General features: G+C 58.3%; 15 protein-coding genes and 1 tRNA gene. 7 read left to right on the top strand and 9 right to left on the bottom strand.

Going from position 1 to position 17,399, the window contains the following annotated elements:
• Positions 1-126: 126 nt before the first annotated feature.
• The 3 genes from ACRRQW_RS17655 (at position 127) to ACRRQW_RS17645 (ending at position 1,622) form a co-directional block, all read left to right on the top strand.
• Positions 127-201, top strand: a tRNA-Lys gene (locus tag ACRRQW_RS17655).
• Between the two features lie 119 nt (positions 202-320).
• Complete coding sequence (locus ACRRQW_RS17650; RefSeq protein ID WP_438482934.1) at positions 321-989, top strand: response regulator; 669 nt, start codon at positions 321-323, stop codon at positions 987-989.
• 81 nt (positions 990-1,070) lie between these two features.
• A complete protein-coding gene (locus ACRRQW_RS17645; RefSeq protein ID WP_438482932.1) occupies positions 1,071-1,622 on the top strand; it encodes an OmpA family protein in 552 nt (183 codons plus the stop codon).
• 169 nt (positions 1,623-1,791) lie between these two features.
• On the opposite strand, the gene ACRRQW_RS17640 is transcribed toward ACRRQW_RS17645, so the two are convergent.
• The 3 genes from ACRRQW_RS17640 to purH are packed head-to-tail and all read right to left on the bottom strand — an operon-like array spanning position 1,792 to position 5,612.
• Positions 1,792-3,162: a M20/M25/M40 family metallo-hydrolase gene (locus ACRRQW_RS17640; protein ID WP_438482930.1), complete on the bottom strand. Its 1,371-nt coding sequence runs from the start codon at positions 3,160-3,162 to the stop codon at positions 1,792-1,794.
• 47 nt (positions 3,163-3,209) lie between these two features.
• On the bottom strand, positions 3,210-3,998 hold the full coding sequence (locus ACRRQW_RS17635) for a M48 family metallopeptidase (protein ID WP_438482929.1): 789 nt from the start codon (positions 3,996-3,998) through the stop codon (positions 3,210-3,212).
• 54 nt (positions 3,999-4,052) lie between these two features.
• A complete protein-coding gene (purH, locus tag ACRRQW_RS17630; protein ID WP_438482928.1) occupies positions 4,053-5,612 on the bottom strand; it encodes a bifunctional phosphoribosylaminoimidazolecarboxamide formyltransferase/IMP cyclohydrolase in 1,560 nt (519 codons plus the stop codon).
• Between the two features lie 121 nt (positions 5,613-5,733).
• Between purH and ACRRQW_RS17625 the strand changes: the two genes are divergently transcribed.
• Together ACRRQW_RS17625 and ACRRQW_RS17620 are read left to right on the top strand one after the other, a co-directional pair.
• On the top strand, positions 5,734-6,117 hold the full coding sequence (locus ACRRQW_RS17625) for a Co(2+)/Mg(2+) efflux protein ApaG (RefSeq protein WP_438482927.1): 384 nt from the start codon (positions 5,734-5,736) through the stop codon (positions 6,115-6,117).
• Between the two features lie 13 nt (positions 6,118-6,130).
• Entirely contained in the window at positions 6,131-7,489 is a 1,359-nt protein-coding gene (locus ACRRQW_RS17620) for an MBL fold metallo-hydrolase (protein ID WP_438482926.1), read from the top strand.
• Positions 7,490-7,509: 20 nt separating this feature from the next.
• On the opposite strand, the gene ACRRQW_RS17615 is transcribed toward ACRRQW_RS17620, so the two are convergent.
• From ACRRQW_RS17615 to ACRRQW_RS17600, 4 genes are all read right to left on the bottom strand, one after another.
• The gene (locus ACRRQW_RS17615; protein WP_438482924.1) at positions 7,510-8,307 is read right to left on the bottom strand and encodes an inositol monophosphatase family protein; all 798 of its coding nucleotides are present in this window, start codon (positions 8,305-8,307) and stop codon (positions 7,510-7,512) included.
• Positions 8,308-8,385: 78 nt separating this feature from the next.
• Positions 8,386-9,558, bottom strand: coding sequence for a Y-family DNA polymerase (locus ACRRQW_RS17610; protein ID WP_438482923.1), 1,173 nt, complete (start codon positions 9,556-9,558; stop codon positions 8,386-8,388).
• A 202-nt stretch (positions 9,559-9,760) separates the two neighbouring features.
• Positions 9,761-10,387: a hypothetical protein gene (locus ACRRQW_RS17605; RefSeq protein ID WP_438482922.1), complete on the bottom strand. Its 627-nt coding sequence runs from the start codon at positions 10,385-10,387 to the stop codon at positions 9,761-9,763.
• A gap of 69 nt (positions 10,388-10,456) precedes the next feature.
• Entirely contained in the window at positions 10,457-11,041 is a 585-nt protein-coding gene (locus ACRRQW_RS17600) for a DUF4252 domain-containing protein (protein ID WP_438482921.1), read from the bottom strand.
• 160 nt (positions 11,042-11,201) lie between these two features.
• Between ACRRQW_RS17600 and ACRRQW_RS17595 the strand changes: the two genes are divergently transcribed.
• Entirely contained in the window at positions 11,202-11,723 is a 522-nt protein-coding gene (locus ACRRQW_RS17595; protein WP_438482920.1) for a pyridoxamine 5'-phosphate oxidase family protein, read from the top strand.
• An 85-nt stretch (positions 11,724-11,808) separates the two neighbouring features.
• Here the strand turns inward: ACRRQW_RS17595 and ACRRQW_RS17590 are convergent, their stop codons facing one another.
• Entirely contained in the window at positions 11,809-12,237 is a 429-nt protein-coding gene (locus ACRRQW_RS17590; protein WP_438482919.1) for a glycine zipper domain-containing protein, read from the bottom strand.
• 134 nt (positions 12,238-12,371) lie between these two features.
• Positions 12,372-15,209: an excinuclease ABC subunit UvrA gene (gene uvrA / locus ACRRQW_RS17585; RefSeq protein ID WP_438482918.1), complete on the bottom strand. Its 2,838-nt coding sequence runs from the start codon at positions 15,207-15,209 to the stop codon at positions 12,372-12,374.
• A gap of 197 nt (positions 15,210-15,406) precedes the next feature.
• Between uvrA and ACRRQW_RS17580 the strand changes: the two genes are divergently transcribed.
• Positions 15,407-17,389, top strand: coding sequence for a DUF1302 domain-containing protein (locus ACRRQW_RS17580; protein ID WP_438482917.1), 1,983 nt, complete (start codon positions 15,407-15,409; stop codon positions 17,387-17,389).
• Positions 17,390-17,399 lie beyond the last annotated feature (10 nt).

The following is a 17,399-nucleotide window of genomic DNA, read 5'->3' as shown; positions in this document are numbered from 1 at the left end:
AACGAGTCGGTCAACGCCCCACGTGGCCGGTATTTCCCGATGTTGAGGTAGGTAATCGACAGGAAATGCAAAAAATCCTTGCGTTGCGGACGAAGGGAAAAACTATCTGCCTTTCGTTTCGGTCAAGGGGCGATAGCTCAATGGTAGAGCAGTTGACTTTTAATCAATTGGTTCTGGGTTCGAGTCCCAGTCGCCCCACCACCGAAACCGTCACTTTCGCGTCCGAAATGTTTCGGCCTGAGCGAGATTGAGTTTTTCTGGGTTGTTAAGAGCTTAAATCACCACCTAACTCTAGGGCTATCTCCTCACACCTCGCACCCGTGTCCATCATTACCCAAGCCAAAAGCATCGTAATCATCGAAGACCAGACCGCGATTCGCGAGATGCTGGCTGAAATTCTCCGCAACGATCCCGCTTACACGATTATTGGAGAAGCCGGCGACGGCTTGCAGGCCTGCCAGCTCTGCTTGGAACTGAAACCCGACCTCCTCGTTCTCGATGCCCGCCTGCCGGGTTTGAGCGGAGTCGATATTTTGCGCCGCATCAGCAAACAGCTTAAGCACACTCGCGTGCTGATCTTCTCCGCTTACGAAAGCCCGGCCCTCGTCCGCGAAATGCTCGAGGCAGGCGCCCATGGTTTCGTCGAAAAGACTGCCGGCCTCGGCGAATTTAAACGCGGTCTCGAAACGATCGCCAACGGCGGCACGTATTTCGGGCCAGGCGTCGCGGCCCTGCTGCGCACGGTGGTCGCAAATAACAACCCGTCCAACGGTATCGACACGCTCACCGAGCGGGAACGCGAGATCCTCAAACTCGTCGCTGAAAGCCACAGCACGAAAGAAATCGCCCAGAAGCTCACCATCAGTGTCAAAACGGTAGATAACCACCGCACAAATCTGATGCGCAAACTCAACCTGCACGACGTCGCGAGCCTGACGCGTTACGCCCTCGAAATCGGCCTGATCGACCATCGCGCGCAAGCGTGGTGATTTCGACGCATTTGCAACGGTTTCGTTCTTGCGCGGTCTAACGCTTTTGCCCAATAACCACGACACTCTTTCCAGCCAATCATGAACAAAATTTCCAAACTCCTCGGCCTCACATTGGCCGCCGCCGCCTTGTTTCTGACCGCGTGCTCTAAAAAGCCGATTCGTCCGAATCCTTCGACCACGGCCATGGGCCCGAGCACCACTGGGCCACTAGAGCCTACCCAAATCTCTGACCTCACCACTGATGTGGGCAGTGGCTTGGACGCTCGCGGCACAGGCGAAATCACTCCGGGCAGCCTGAGCGTCGTTGAGCCGGTTTACTTCGGCCTGGATCGCGCCGCCGTCGCCGCCGGCGAACGCTCCAAGCTCGAAGCCGCCGCGAAGTGGCTGCAAGATAACCCCACCAAGAACCTCGTCCTCGTCGGCCATTGCGATTGGCGCGGCACCTCTGAATACAATCTCGGTCTCGGTGATCGTCGCTCGACCGCAGTGAAAGATTACCTCGCGTATCTCGGCGTCAGCGCAAGCCGCGTGGAAACCCTCTCGAAGGGCTCTACCGAAGCCAAGCAAGGTGGCACCGATGCTGAGTGGGCGAAAGACCGTCGCGTCGATTTCATCGAGCTCACGAAGTAAGCTAAGTCGCTTTTCTCTTTAGCAAAAGCCCCGGATTTTTCCGGGGCTTTTTTTGTGCATTGTTAGCGCAAGTATCGGCGGGGCAAGGCGTCCCTGCCGATCCGGGTAAGAGCATGCGCTGATACGGCGCATCGGGACGGTTCGCCCAATTCTCAACCGACCGTGTCGATTATTTTCCCGCCAACGCTGCGAGCACGCGCTCGGAAGTTTCGATGCCGCGCTTCATCACGCCGAGATGAAAACTCTCATTCGGCGCGTGCAGATTATCCTCGGGCAAAAACAACCCGAGCATCACTGCATCGAGACCGAGCACTTCTTTCAAATCCGCGATCAAGCCCACACTGCCGCCTTCACGTAGATACAGCGGCGGTTTGCCAAAGACTTCCGTCGCCGCTTTGTCCACCGCGCGGAAACAATTCGCGAGCGCTGGCGATTGATCTTTCGGTGTATTCGAACGGTCCGGCGGAATCACCACATAAGGGAGCGCGTGATGTTGCTCTTTAATCTCAAGCGTCACGCCTTTCGGGCAGCGTTCACGAATCGTTTTAAAGACCGCTTCCTTCACATTGTCCGGCGTCTGATTCGCCACGAGACGGCACGTGATCTTCACCTTCGCTTTGCTCGGAATAACGGTTTTCGTCCCCTCACCTTGGTAGCCGCCGGAGAACCCGTTGAATTCAAGCGTCGGCAAAAAACGAATCGCTTCGAACGGAGTGTAGCCCGGTGGCGTGTGAAATTCTTTGATGCCGAGAAAATCTGCATACTCCTTCTCGCTCAAACCAAGTCCTTTTAACTGCTCGCGCTCCCATGCCTCGGGCTCGACGACTTTGTCGTAGAATCCAGGAATATTTACGCGACCATCCGCAGTGTGCAGCGAGGCGCAAAGCTCCGCGAGCGCTTGCAAAGGATTCATCAAAACCCCGCCGTTCATCCCCGAGTGCAGATCCATTTTGGGCCCGGTGAACTCGATTTCAAACGCCATCATGCCGCGCAAGCCCACGGTGATAACCATCTGCTCGGGCGAAGGAATTCCTGTGTCGGAGAAATAAACGAAGTCGCCGCGCAGTTTCTCTTTGTTCGCCTTCAGGAACGTCTTGAAATTCTTGCTGCCGATTTCCTCTTCGCCTTCGACGACAAAAGTAATGCGCAATGGCAAATCTGGATTTTTCTCCAACAAGCGCGCCACTGCCGCGACGTGCACCATGAGCGGACCTTTATTGTCTGCCGTGCCGCGTCCGTAGATGCGTTCGCCTTTCACGGTCGCCTCATAGGGCGGAGTGTCCCATTTCTCCAACGGATCGGCCGGCTGCACATCGTAATGCCCGTAAATAATGACATGTGGCCATTTCGGATTATCGCCGCGCTTGGCGACCACGACGGCATGCAGCGCCGTGGGCACGACCTCGACCGCAAACCCGATTTCTTTTAGCAATCCCGCGATGAAATCCTGGGCGCCCAGCATGCCCTGCTTGAATTGCGGGTCAGCAGAGACGCTGGCGTGGCGGACGTATTCCTTAAGTTTTTCGACGGGGTCAAACATGCGGCGAACTTGCCGCAGTTTTCATCGGTGCGCTAGCCCGAAGTGACTTACTGGTATTTCTTCTTCGCCTCTTCGTAGATTGGCATCAGCCCAGTCGCGAGTTGCTCAAGATTCGCGATGCGCTCCGCCGTGGGCGGATGCGTCGAAATCCATTTCCATTGTTCCTTACCCTCCGACTTCGCCTGCATCTTTTTCCAAAAGGCTGCAGCTGCGCGCGGGTCGTATCCGGCCCCGGCTGCAAATCTCAAACCCACATTATCGGCTTCCGACTCGTGCAATCTGGAAAAGGGCAGCAACACCAACCCTTGTGCCGCCAAACCATAAGCCGTGTTGAAGGCATTTTTGTATTCGGAATTCTCCGAAAGCGCGCCCACCAAGGCGGCCCCACCCTGCGCGAGAGTTGTTTGTGAAGCCCGTTCCCCACCGTGACGGCTGGTGACGTGGGCCACCTCGTGACCCATCACAATCGCAATTTCATCATCACTGGACGCGAGTTTAATGAGCCCGGTGTAAACGCCGACCTTGCCGCCGGGCAACGCAAACGCGTTCACGGTTTTGTCGTCATTGAAAACGACAAACTCCCACTGGGCGTTTGGCAGGGATCGGCCGACCGCGTCCGCCACCCGACGTCCGATGCGCTCAATGCGCGCTTGGACTTTCGCGTCATTGAGCACCGGGGTTTCTTTCTTCACCGCTGCGAATGCTTCCAGCCCCATCTGCGTTTCAGTCGCTTCGTTGGTGATGATCACCTGCCGACGCCCGGTTTCAGGCACGGTTGTGCAACCAGTGAAAATGGAAAGTGCAAGCGCGGCAAGGGGGAGGAGCAGGCGTTTCATGTAAGTGAAGGCTGCGTGCTCCGACCGTTGAGCGCAAACAAAGTTCTTCCGAACTCAGTGCTTAAAGTGACGAATGCCCGTAAACACCATCGCCATGCCGCGCTCATCCGCAGCGGCGATGACCTCGGCGTCGCGCACGGAGCCACCGGGCTGAATCGCGCTCGTCGCGCCGGCTTCGGCGGCGGCAATTAGGCCGTCGGGAAACGGGAATAGCGCTTCGCTCGCCACCACGGAGCCCTTCAGGTCGAGCTTCGCCTCACCGGCTTTCCACACGGCGATGCGCGAGCTGTCCACGCGCGCCATCTGACCTGCCCCGACCCCGAGTGTTTGCTCGCCGCGACAATAAACAATCGCGTTCGACTTCACATGCTTGCCGACCTTCCAGCCGAAAATCATTGAAGCCCATTCTTCCGCGGTCGGCTGCCGCTTTGTCACAACCTTGAAGTCGCTTTGTTTGCCGAGCGTTCGATTGCGGTCTTGCACGAGCACTCCACCGACTACCGAGCGGACTTCCTGCAACGCGTCTGCGCCGATGCCGTCCTTCGCGATCATGAGGCGCAAATTCTTTTTCTTCGCGAAAATCTGCAGCGCTTCGTCGCTGAAACGCGGTGCGATGATCACCTCGGTGAAAATCTCCGAGATGATTTTTGCCAGCGCTCCATCCATCGTTTGGTTCACGATGATGATGCCGCCAAACGGGGCCTGGCGATCGGTTGCGTAAGCCTTGTCCCACGCTTCAAGCAGCGTGTCCGCGCTGCCCACGCCGCACGGATTCGTGTGCTTCAGGATTGCGACGGTCGGGCGCTCGAACTCGCCAATGAGATACGTCGCCGACGTGATATCGAGAATGTTGTTATAACTAAGTTCCTTGCCCTGCAGTTGCTCGAAATGATCATGAAACGTGCCGTAAAGCGCCGCTTTCTGATGCGGGTTTTCGCCGTAGCGCAAGCTTTGTGCCTTCTTGAACGACGATGCGTAATTCGCTGGAAACCCGCTGAGCGCCTCCAAGTCCGGCTCGTCTTGCTGGCTTTCGAGGTATTTCGAGATCGCCGTGTCGTAAGCGCCAGTGCGCTGGAAAACTTTCAGCGCGAGCTTGCGGCGCAGTGCCTTCAATTCACTCCCGCTTTCGCCGCCGACATTCAACGCGGCGATCACGGCGCTGTAATCCGCCGGATCACACACGACGGTCACGCTCTCATGGTTTTTCGCCGCGCTCCGCAGCATCGACGGGCCGCCGATATCGATATTCTCGATCGCTTCTTCAAATTCCACGTGCGGCTTCGCGACGGTCTGCTCGAACGGGTAAAGGTTAACCACCACGAGATCGATCAGCGCGATGTCGTTTTTCTTTGCCTGTGCGAGATGGTCTTCCTTGTCCCGACGGCAAAGCAGTCCGCCGTGGATTTTCGGATGCAGCGTCTTGACGCGACCTTCCATGATTTCGGGGAATCCCGTGTGCTGGCTCACCTCGGTTACCGGCAGGCCCGCCTCTGCGAGAAGTTTAGCCGTGCCTCCCGTCGATAACAGCCGGTAGCCCTGCTGTTTCACCAAGGCCGTGGCGAACTCCACGAGACCGCGTTTGTCACTGACGGAGAGCAGCGCGAGCTTTTCCATAGATAAACGCTTTTGTGCGCGCAGCGTTTTTCACCGCAAGACGAAAGCCACGTATGGCTCATTTATCGCGTTCATTTTCTGCGTGCTCTCGACGGGCTTCGCGGTTCATCTCACCAATCGCATGTCCGCCCCACTCGAACTCGCCGGCTTGAAAGTCGTGCTCGATAAACTTGTTTATCAGTTCGGCAGCGCCCAACTCCCTGACGACCGCCCGCACGCCTTCATCTATTATCTGACCATCCGCAACGAATCCGACCGCACTGTCACGCTACTCGGACGCAAATGGGTCATCGAAAACGCCGACGGCACTCGCCTCGTGGTCGAAGGCGACAAAATCGTCGGCGAGACGCCACGCCTCGAACCCGGCGAACAATTCTCTTACAACAGCTGTCACATCGGCAGCACGGATGGTCGCGCTTTCGGGAGCTTTCACGGGCTCGACGAGTTTGGCGCACGGATCTTTGTCCGAATACCCGCGTTTGACATGACCATTCCACGCGACTGACTCCCAATACTTAATGAAGATAATCGACCTCAATAGCGACGGTGGCATCGGCGCGAATTCCCTCTACTGTCAGCTCGGCGACTTCCACTTTGTGGTCGATAGCGGTCTGCATCCGAAAAAAGTCGGCCGGCTCGCCGCGCCCAATCTGCGTCCACTGCAAGGCGTCAACCTCGACCTGATTCTCATCACGCATTGCCATCTCGATCACATCGGATCGCTGCCCTTGCTGATGCGCGCTTTCCCGAACACGCCGGTAATCATGACGCAGCCGAGCCGCATCCTCATCGAGCGCATGCTGCACAATTCCGCCAACGTCATGATGCGTGAGCGCGAAGAAAAAGGCATTACTGAGTATCCGCTCTTCACCCACGAGGAAATCGATCGCGTCGCCCCGCGCATGTATCCCCTCGCCTTCAACAGCCCGAAGAAATTCGCCGGCGCACGCGACGAGATCGAATTCACCTTCCATCCCGCCGGACACATCCCCGGCGCGGCCGGCATCGAAATACTGCATAAACACCGCCGTATTTTCTTCACCGGCGACGTATTGTTTAACGTCCAGCGCATTCTCGCCGGCGCCAAATTTCCGAGCGGCAAATTCGACACGCTCGTCACCGAGACCACGCACGGCGCGACCGACAAGCCCCCGGGCAACACGCGCTCCAAGGAAATGATCCGCCTCGTCGACACCATTAACGCGACGCTGCTGCGCGGCGGCTCGGTGCTGATTCCGGTGTTCGCCCTCGGCCGCATGCAGGAGATCATGGCGATTCTCCACGATGCGCGAAAATTCAACCGCCTCGCCGACGCGCCGATCTTCGCGTCCGGTCTCGGCATCGATATCTCGGATTACTTCGACCAAATCAGCAAAAAGACCGGCTTGGTGCACTTCAATCGCACCATTCTCAAGGACCTCAAAGTCCGCAAAATGCCGCGCGATTTCGTCCCCGGAAAAGAGCCGGGCATTCAAGGCATCTTCGTGGTGAGCGCCGGCATGATTTCGGAAAACACGCCTTCCTACACGCTCGCCTCCTGCCTCGTTGGCAGCCCGAAACACAGCATCTGTTTCGTCGGCTATTGCGATCCTGACACCCCTGGCGGGCATTTGCTTGCCGCCAACAACGGCGACCAATTTCTCTTCGAAACCGTTAACGTCAAAACGCGCATCCGTGCGCAAATCGAGCGTTTCGAATTCAGCGGCCACGCCTCGCGCGACGAAATTCTCGACTACGCCGTGCAATGCAATCCGCGTTCGGTGGTGCTCACCCACGGCGACCCGCCCGCGCGTGCGTGGTTCAACGAAGCCCTCGCCGCCAAGCTGCCCAACGCCAAGATTCTCGATCCGGTTCCGCTGCAGTCTTACGACGTGTAACGCTTCGCTAACAGGCCGGGCTAGCGTCCCAACACCTGGCGCAGTTTTGCCACGACCGCCGTGCTCCCGGCGGCATATTGCACGCGCTTCGCGTTCAGCGTGAATTCCTTCATCGGAAACGGCGCATTCTCCAGGTAGTGCACCTCGACACCCGCTTCCGTGCAAATCGCGCACGCGGCGGCGATGTCCCACACCTTGTTGTTATGGTCGACCACGCCGTCCAACAGACCAATCGCAGCATACGTCAGATGCAGCGTGCTGCTGCCGAGTCCGCGAATTTTGAAATTCTCGATGAGCTTCTTGCCTTCGTCCGCATAAATTTTTTCCACTGGGGAGTGAAAACCAATCAAGCTGTGGCGATCCGGCAACTCGGCGCGTGCCTTCGCCCGTTCGTCGCCATTCCACACGCCGCGCCCGGTGCCGCCGTGAATCAGAATCCGCCGCGCCATATCGTAAACCAATCCGTAAACCGGCACGCCGTCCTCCAGCAGCGCGAGCGAGATGGCACAGTAAATAATTCCGTTGGCGTAGTTATTCGTGCCGTCGATCGGATCGAGCACCCAGCAAAAGCGCGCCGTCACGGGCACCGGCAACGCCGTCGGCGCGAGTTCTTCGCTGAAAAATTGATCTTCCGGAAACTGTTTCGTGATCGCGTCCTGAATGTGTTGCGAAATCGCGATGTCCACCGGCGTCACTTTGGTGCCGTCGTGCTTGATTACCGGCTTGGCGTGTCCGAATTCACGGTGCATCAGCTCCGTCTCGGCCATGACGGCGATCTTGGCTGCGGCGATGCGTGAATTAATTTCGACCTGATTCATTCCACCACGAAGAACACGAAGGCGCGAAGACCCAAGCGCTAAAGTTTCGACGCTCGATCCGTTCCGAGTCCCGCCTCGTCAATCCCTCTCCCCCCTCAATTGATGCCCGTGGCTGACGATGCTATTCCGGCCTCCGGCATTCAGTTTGTCCAACACCGCCGCTAGCCGGCGCTTTTTCTCATCGGTCTGTGTGAACATTTCCAGCTGCGCCCCTTTTTCTTCCACGGATGAAAAACGCACGCTCACCAAACGCAGCGGACGTTTCTTCGTCCACGCTGCCTTCAACAACTGCGAAAGCAGCGGATAAAACGGTGCCTCCAAATCACTCGCCTCGTTGAGACTTTTGCCCGCCGTCGAATTTTCCATTCCGGGATAACGCACTTTCACCGTCATTGTCTTCACGCGTTTCCCATCTTCGCGAATTTTTGGCATCAGTTCGTCGACCATCCGTTTCGCGATGCGCTCGATCTCCGCGAAATCACTGATGTCGTGGCCGAACGTTTCCTGCGTGGAATACGATTTCGCGTCCTCATGCTCGGTGTGCACCACGCGGTCATCCTCGCCGCGCGCCATAGCGAGCATATCCAGCCAGCCATTGCCGAATAATTCCTTCAGCTTCGTCTCCGTCAGTTCGAAAAGATCCTTCACGTAACGGATGCCCTGCTGCTGCAAATGAACCTCCGTCACTTTGCCGACTCCGGGAATGACATTAATCTTGAGCGGTGCCAAAAACGCCCCCTCTTCGCCCGGTATCACGATGGTAAACCCGCGTGGTTTGCGCGCCTTGCTGGCGATGGCCGAAACCAACTTGTTACTCGCGATCCCGAACGAAGTCGGAATCTGCAACTCGTCCCAAATCCGTTTCTGCAGCGCGCGCACGCGGCGCTCGGTTTCCTCGATGGTTTTAAATCCGCACGGGCCAATATCGAGATAGCCTTCGTCGATGGAATTGCGCTGCACGTGCGGCGTGATCGTTTCGCAGAGATCGAACACCTTCCGCGAAATCGACCCGTAGATGCCAGCCGTGTGCGGCAGCAAAATCAAATCCGGACACACCTTGAGCGCCTGCTTCGTCGGCATCGGCGTGTAAACTCCACACGCCCGCGCTTCGTAACTGGCCGACGAGATAATCCCGCGCTCGCGTCCACCCACGGCGCACTTCGTCCCGCGTAACTCCGGCTTAAGCGAGAGCTCGCACGACACAAAAAAAGCGTCGGCGTCGAGGTGAACGATTGTCGGCAAACGAGACATCGCCGCCACCGATGACACGATTGCGCACCGATATCAACGCGCCGCACATAAAAAAATACGCCTCTTTTCACCCAAGCCGTTTGTCATATAATATATGACAAACGGCTTGGTCCTACTCCGCCATTGCGGGCCGGGCTTCATGGAGAAACAAAAAAACGCGGCCGGTGAAGGCCGCGCTTGCACACACAACGAGCGGAAATTTTCAGAACTTTAGTCCGGCGATTCGCACGTGTTTCTTCACATCGTCGCACGAGTGCTTCATCGCCAGTTCCATCAACACGCCTGCATCGACGCGGGTAGATGCGATTACCAGATCCTTGCCGCTGACAACGGCGACACAGATGTCCATCTGGTCTTCGTTGTCGGCGTCGGTCGGCACATAAATCAACACCGTATCTTTGCCATCGGCCACGCCGACCATGCGCGTCCAGCCGCGCTTGGCCATCGCCTTGTCTGTTTTAACGAACAGTGCTTCGCGTGACCATTCACGATCAGGCGATGTGCGTTCATAGACGCCGACGCTCGCGTGCTTCACTGCTCTCAACGCGATCCGGGCATCGTCGACACCGTCCTTGTCAATGAAGCTCAACACTGCCCCGGCTGTGCCGATCAACCCGCGGCCGATGCTGAGTTGCACCTTTGAATCCCAGTCAGCATCCGTCGCCGCCATCACGTGTTTGCGCAACGCCCGGCTGTCACTGTTCAAGCTCAGGCAACTCGCGGCCACGACGGCCAGCGCCAGAATCGGTAGGAGGCACACGCCCACGCTGATGAGAAACCAACGAAGAAAGCGGCGACCGAACGAAGCGGGTTGTTTGACGGCATTCATGGGAAAAAGAGCAGATTTAAATTGTTCGCGCGCCGCGATTACTTCGGCGCGCGATTTTTTTTGGGAGGTTTAAACTTCGGTATCGGCTTTGGACTTCTTCACCTTGCCGGAAATTTTGCGGAGCGGCTCGATTTCAAATTTATCCGCAATCTTGGCGATCTGGTCGGCGTCGATATTGCCGACGATGTTCACGAAAACCGCTTCGCCCTTGCGGTCGATGACCGTGACCACGAGACCGTCGACGGCGTCTTCACCGCGTTGCTTCACATGCACGTCGACATTGTCGCCGTTCTTCGAGTCACGGACGGTGACCATCTTCGTCCAGCCCGAACCTTCGATTTTACGACGCACCGCTTCGATTTTGCTCACCACGTCGTCGCGATTCGAATCGTCCATGCTGACGACGTTTACGCGGATGGATTTCAAACCGGCGATCAACACGGCGGCATCGGGTTCTTGGCGCGAGGCGAGTTTCGAGGCAAATTTGAGCATCGCGGCGGAGATGTTCACTTCGACGAACTCACCTCTGGCCGCCGGCATCAGTTGGCCGATGTCGATGGCACCGTTGTTGTCGGCGTCCGCCGCAAACGAGGAGGTGATGAGCGCAAAAGAAGCCGCAGCGGCAACGAGGGTGGAACGAATGAGGGTTTTCATGGGGAGGATAATTTGAGTGGAGAATTCGGTTACGTATTCATCACACGCGGCGCTCGCGCGAAGTTGCAGGAATCTCAATTTTCACCGGACAAACCCGTATGCATGGTCAATGCCCAGACCCCATGGCATCACTCGTCGCAACAGAGTAAAGTGTCGCACCATGAAAAACACTTCGACTACGACACCACCGCCCCGCACTGAGCCGTTTGCGAAATTCCGCGAACTCTCCAAAGGGATTCGCATCGCAATGTTAACCACGGTCGCACCCAACGGCACCTTGCACAGCCGCCCGATGAGTCCTCAGGAAGTTGGCCCGGAAGGCGACCTGTGGTTTTTCACGGGCGACGACACGCTCAAGGTCGACGAGATCGCACGTAATCCACGCGTGAATGTTTCCTATGCCAGTGCCGACGGCGAAACGTTCTTCTCGGTCAGTGGTCGCGCTTCCCTGTCCTACGACCGCGCAAAGATTCACGAACTATGGAGCCCAATCTTGAAAGCCTGGTTTCCTGAAGGACCGAACGATACGCGAATCGCGCTGCTTCGGGTAAAGATTGAAGCGATCGATTTCTGGGAAGGCCCGGGGAAAGTCATTTCTCTATTCAAGATGGCCGCAGCCATCGTGACCGGAGAACAAGCGAACGCTGGCGAATACGGGCACATCAATCCGCCCAATCGCTAACCTTTCTTCTTCAAAACCTGGCCATTAAAAAAGCCGCGTGAAACTCACGCGGCTTTTGTTTTGCTGGTTTAACGACTACACGCGCTCAGCGACCAATCTCGTTTTGACCGGTCGAGCGACGGCGGAGATTTTCCTTCTCAACCTCGGTGAGATACATCGTCAGCGGCATATCGGTCCGACCGGCAGCACGCTTTTCGAGCATCTTCTTTTCGTCAGAGTTCAACATGCGATAATAGTCGTCGCTGTTGTAGCCGTGCGTGTCGCGCGGGAGATTGTTGTAGGCTTGGTTGTCTTTGCTCTTGCCGTAGGCACCGCCCGCGAGACCGCCGGCCGCCGCACCGAGCGCGGCACCTGCACCGGCTTCACCGGACTGATGGCCGATGATACCACCGATGACCGCACCGACACCCGCGCCTACGCCGGCACCGCGGGTGGTATTTTGATTTTGGCTACTACAAGCCGCGAGAAAAGTGATCGCGCCGGCCGCAATGAGGGAGAGGATTTTTTTATTCATGGTAGGTTGGGTTAACATATAGCGCTCACCGACCTGCCGAATCGCGAACAGGTTTCATGATTCAGCGCCGTGACTCGCAAATCAGGTCACTCCCCTATGCCGCCACCGGCAGCAACTCCCATAAATCCTAGATTTTAGCGCAAGGCCATCGCCGTCACTGACCGCGGCGCTTTCGCCAAACCAGCAACCGATCCCGCGTAAACAATTTCGCCGCCATCCGGGCCGCCGCCAGGGCCGAGATCGACGATCCAATCCGCGAGTTTAATGACGTCGGTGTTGTGCTCGATCACGATGAGCGTGTTGCCCGCATCGCGCAGTTTGAATAGCAAATCCATCAACCGCTGAATGTCTGTCCAATGCAGGCCCGTCGTCGGCTCATCGAGAATGTAGAGTGTCGTCCCCTGCTCGCGTTTGCTCAGTTCGAGCGAGAGCTTGATGCGTTGCGCTTCGCCGCCGGAAAGCGTGGTCGCGGATTGACCGAGTTGCACGTAACCTAAGCCGACCGCGTCGAGCGTCGCGAGTTTTTCGACGATTTTCGGAATCGCCCGAAATAACTCCAGCGCCTCGCGCACCGTGAGAGAAAGCACATCGGCGATGCTCTTGCCGTGGAAACGCACTTCGAGCGTCTCGCGGTTGAAACGCTGCCCGTTGCAACTCGGGCACGGCGCGTAGGCGTCGGCCATGAATTGCATATCGAGTTTGATCTGGCCATCGCCCTGGCAGCGTTCGCAACGACCGCCACGCACATTAAAACTAAACCGGTTTGCCTTGTAGCCGCGCACTTTTGCAAGCGGGAGTTTTGAAAACAAGTCGCGCAACAAATCCAGCAACCCGACATAGCTCGCCGGATTGGAACGCGGACTGCGGCCGATCGGCTCCTGGTCGACCTGCACGGCTTTCTCAAAAAATTCCAGACCGCTCAAGCCGCGGTGTTTACCGGGAAGAGTTTTCGTCGCCCCGTTGAGTTTCCGTGCCGCCGCGACTGCGAGGATGTCGTTCACGAGCGAACTTTTTCCCGAACCCGAAACTCCCGTCACGACCGTGAGCAAGCCGACCGGAAAACGCGCTTCGACATTCTTCAAGTTGTGCTCCGCCGCGCCTTTCACGACGAGCCACCGTTCGTCGGGCGCACGCAATTTGGCTTCGCGCTCGACCGTCAATTTTCCCGCCAGATAGGCGCCCGTGCGCGAAGACGAAGCCGGCAATTTCGCACACTCCTCCGGGGTGCCGTGAAACAGAATCTGCCCGCCCTCCGTGCCCGCGCCCGGCCCCATTTCAATCAACTCATCGGCGATGCGCATCGTGTTTGCATCGTGTTCGACCACGAGCACGGTGTTGCCGCGATCACGCAGTTCGCGCAGCGTTGAAAGCAGCCGCTGGTTGTCGTGCGGGTGCAAGCCGATGCTCGGTTCATCGAGCACGTAAATCACGCCGACGAGTCCCATGCCGAGTTGAGTCGCGAGACGCACGCGTTGCGCTTCGCCACCCGAAAGCGACGGATATTCACGATCCAAGGTCAGGTAACCCAGCCCGGTTTCACTGAGAAAATGCAGCCTTTGCGCCACGCCACCGACGACCTCCCGCACTGCGTCGGTATCGGGTAATTTCGCGCGCGCGCCCTGCGCAAATTCCAGCGATCTGCGAATATCGAAGGTCGAGAATTCCGCGAAGTTCTTATCCGCCACAAGCACGGCGGCACTGCGCGCATTTAGCCGCAACCCATGACATGCCGGGCATTCGCCACTCGACATGAACGTCGTCAATCGCGCGCGGTAGCCTTCGCTAGACGACTCGCGCCGGCTATCATCGAGCATCGCGATGATTCCCTTGAACGGCTGCGCCTCCGCCTTCGCCGACTTGCGCGCTTTGAACGTGAACAGCCGCTCGCCCGCGCCGTGCATCAACACGCGACGGGTTGCTTCCGGCAATTCCTCCCACGGCACCTCGGGATCAAACGGCAACTGCTCGGCGAGTTGCTTCAAAATCGAGTTGTGGCGGATAATGAGATTCCGCCCGCCGATGCGCCACGGCTTGATGGCGCCGCCGCGCACCGACTTGTCGGTCTTCGGCACGATCAGATCTTCGCTAAACGCGAGTTGGCGTCCCAATCCGCCGCACGTCTCGCACGCGCCCTCGGCGTGGTTGAACGAAAAATGCCGCGGCGTGAGCGGATCGAAAACGTCACCACAAATCACACAGCTCAGATTTTGGCTCAGCGGAATCTCGCGCCACGGCGCGTCGCTCGTTTTTTGCACGAGCACGATCGCGCGATTCTGGCCTTCACGAAACGCGAGTTCAAGCGAGTCGGCAATGCGGCTGCGTTGGTCGGCGTTAATCACCACGCGGTCGACGACGAGGTCGACCTGCACCTCCTCGGAACCCGCGGGCACAAGTTTCGGTTCGTCGATGGATTTGATTTCGCCCGCGATGCGCAGGCGCTGAAACCCGCGCTGACGCAACCGCGGCACCTCGTCGCGCAGCACCGACGGTTTCGCTTTCATCATCGGCGCGAGCAGAATGGCGCGTTCACCGGGCGCGTCGCTCAGCAGTTGTTGAATGCAATCGTCGAGCGAACGCTTCTGCACGCGCCCGCCATCTTTCGGGCAACGTTGCTCGCCGCACAACGCCCACAACAAGCGAGCGTAGTCAGCGACTTCAGTCACCGTCGCCACCGTGCTGCGCGGCGACCCCCCGCCGGTGCGCTGTTCGATCGCGAGCACCGGCGAAAGTCCGTGAATGAAATCCACGTCGGGCCGCTTCAGTTGCTCGAGCACCTGTCGCGCCTGCGCCGAAAGACTTTCCATGTATTTGCGGTAGCCCTCCGCGTAAATCGTATCGAATGCGAGCGACGATTTGCCGGAACCGCTCGGGCCCGTGATCACCACGAGTTTTCCGCGTGGGATGCGCAGCTCCAAGTCGCGCAGGTTATGTTCCCGGGCTCCTTTGATGTGGATATGCGAGGCGGCGTCCATCGAGCGTTCAACGTTGCCGTTTTGTCGCGGGCGTCAAAGGGCTAATGTCAAAAAGAAAGTCGCCGCCGCGGTAAGCTTTCGCCCTTGAAGTCGTTGCCGGAAAAACTCTTCATCCGGCCAGCAAACACCAAGCTTCAGGCTTGTTTTACCCCATCAATCATTCCCGCCTCGTGTGAGGCTGTCGTCGTTTCTTCATTATGCATTCAAGCAAAGCTATCGTTACACGTCTCCGCGTGTCGGCTGTCGCCGGCCTCGCGCTCGCCCTCGGACTCGCGCCCGCCGCGCGCGCGTTCGTCTTCGAACTCGGCGACGCCAAAGGCTCGTTCGACACCACCCTTTCTTTCGGCGGTCTCTACCGGCTCAACGAACCGGAGCCGCAATACTACGGCCTCAGCAGCACGTTCAACGGCGTCCCCGGCCAGCAACGCTCCGTCAACGCCGACGATGGCAATCTCAACTACCGCAAAGGCATCGCGTCGCTGCTCGCCAAGGCCAACCACGACCTTCAGATCGATTACAAGAACGCCGGCCTGTTCGTGCGCGGTTATTATTTCAACGATTTCGAAAACGCCGACGGCGATCGTAATCGCACGCCGCTGAATTCCGAAGCGCGCAAACTCGTCGCCCGCGGCGGCGAACTGCTCGACGCCTACGTATATTTTAATCCGACCGTCGCGGGCAAAGCCGCGAGCCTGCGCGTCGGCCGTCAGGTGCTCAGCTGGGGCGAAAGCACGTTCATCCCGAACGGTGTAAACTCCGTGAATCCGATCGACGTCGCGAAACTCCGCACGCCTGGCTCGGAACTCAAAGAAGCGCTGCTGCCGCTGAACATGGTGTCCGGCTCGCTCAGCCTCACCGATAACCTCACCGCCGAAGCGTTTTACCTGCTCGAATGGGATCGCACGCGCGTCGACCCGCCGGGAACTTATTTCAGCACGAACGATTTTGTCGCGAAGGGCGGCGAAAAAGTTTACCTCGGCTTCGGCGCGATCCCCGACACCTCGGCACTTGGTCCCATTGTGCGCGGCCCTGACAACGAGCCTGACACCGAAGGCCAATACGGCGTTAACCTGCGCTACCTCGCCGAAAAACTGAACAACACCGAGTTCGGTTTGTATTACATGAATTACCACAGCCGCCTGCCCGCGATCTCCGCGCGCACGCCGACCACCCCGATTAATGGCACGGCTGCCGCACAAGTCGCTGGAGCCGGTCTCGGCGCGAACGCCACGTTCACCACCGGTCTGGCGACCGCGCTCGGTAGTGCCGCCGCCGTGCCCAGCGCGATTCAAACGCTGGTCGGCGCCGCATTGACCAACGTTTCCCCGCTTGCACTTCCCGCCGCGCTGCAACCGTTCTACCCGACCGCGCAGGGCGCCGCTTCGCAAGCGTTGCAACAACAGTTCTTTATCGCCGCCGCGACGGGCAATTATCTCATCGAATTCCCCGAGGACATCCACATGACCGGAGTGAGCTTCAACACCAACCTCAAGGGCATCGCGCTCCAAGGTGAGTTGAGCTATCGTTCTAACCAACCGCTGCAAATCGACGACGTCGAACTGCTCTTCGCCGCGATCTCCGCGATTAATCCGACCTTCGGACCGAACAACCAGATCGGCAACTACGCCGGCCAGTTGAACACCTACATCCCCGGCTACACGCGCCACAAAGTTTACACCGGGCAAATCACCGCCACGCGCGTCGGTCGCGGCATTCTCGGTGCCGACCAAAGCACGCTCCTCGTCGAAGCCGGTTTCGTTAACGCCGACCTGCCGGCCAAAGGCACGTTGCGCTACGATGGCCAAGGCACCTTCACCGGTGGCAACGCTGCCGCCATGACCGCCACGGGCAACGCCACCGCCGGCAGCGAACCCGCCGATGCGTTCGCCGACGAGTTCTCCTGGGGTTACCAAGCGGTCGCTCGTCTCGACTACAACAACGCCTTCGCCGGCGTGAACGTTTCGCCGCTCCTCGTATTCGCGCACGACGTCGGCGGCAACACGCCGCTCCCGCTCGGCAATTTCCGCCACGGTCGCAAAACCATCACAGTCGGCGCCGACTTCACCTTCCAGAATGCGTGGGCCTTCGAACTGCGCTACGTCGATTTCTCCGGCGCCGGCCGCTACAACCTGCTCGGCGACCGCGACTACGTCTCGGCCACGCTTAAATACTCGTTCTAATCGCCGTTAA

This window comes from Oleiharenicola lentus, assembly GCF_051660365.1.
Lineage (GTDB): Bacteria > Verrucomicrobiota > Verrucomicrobiia > Opitutales > Opitutaceae > Lacunisphaera > Lacunisphaera lenta_A.
This window is presented reverse-complemented; position numbering and strand designations above follow the sequence as displayed.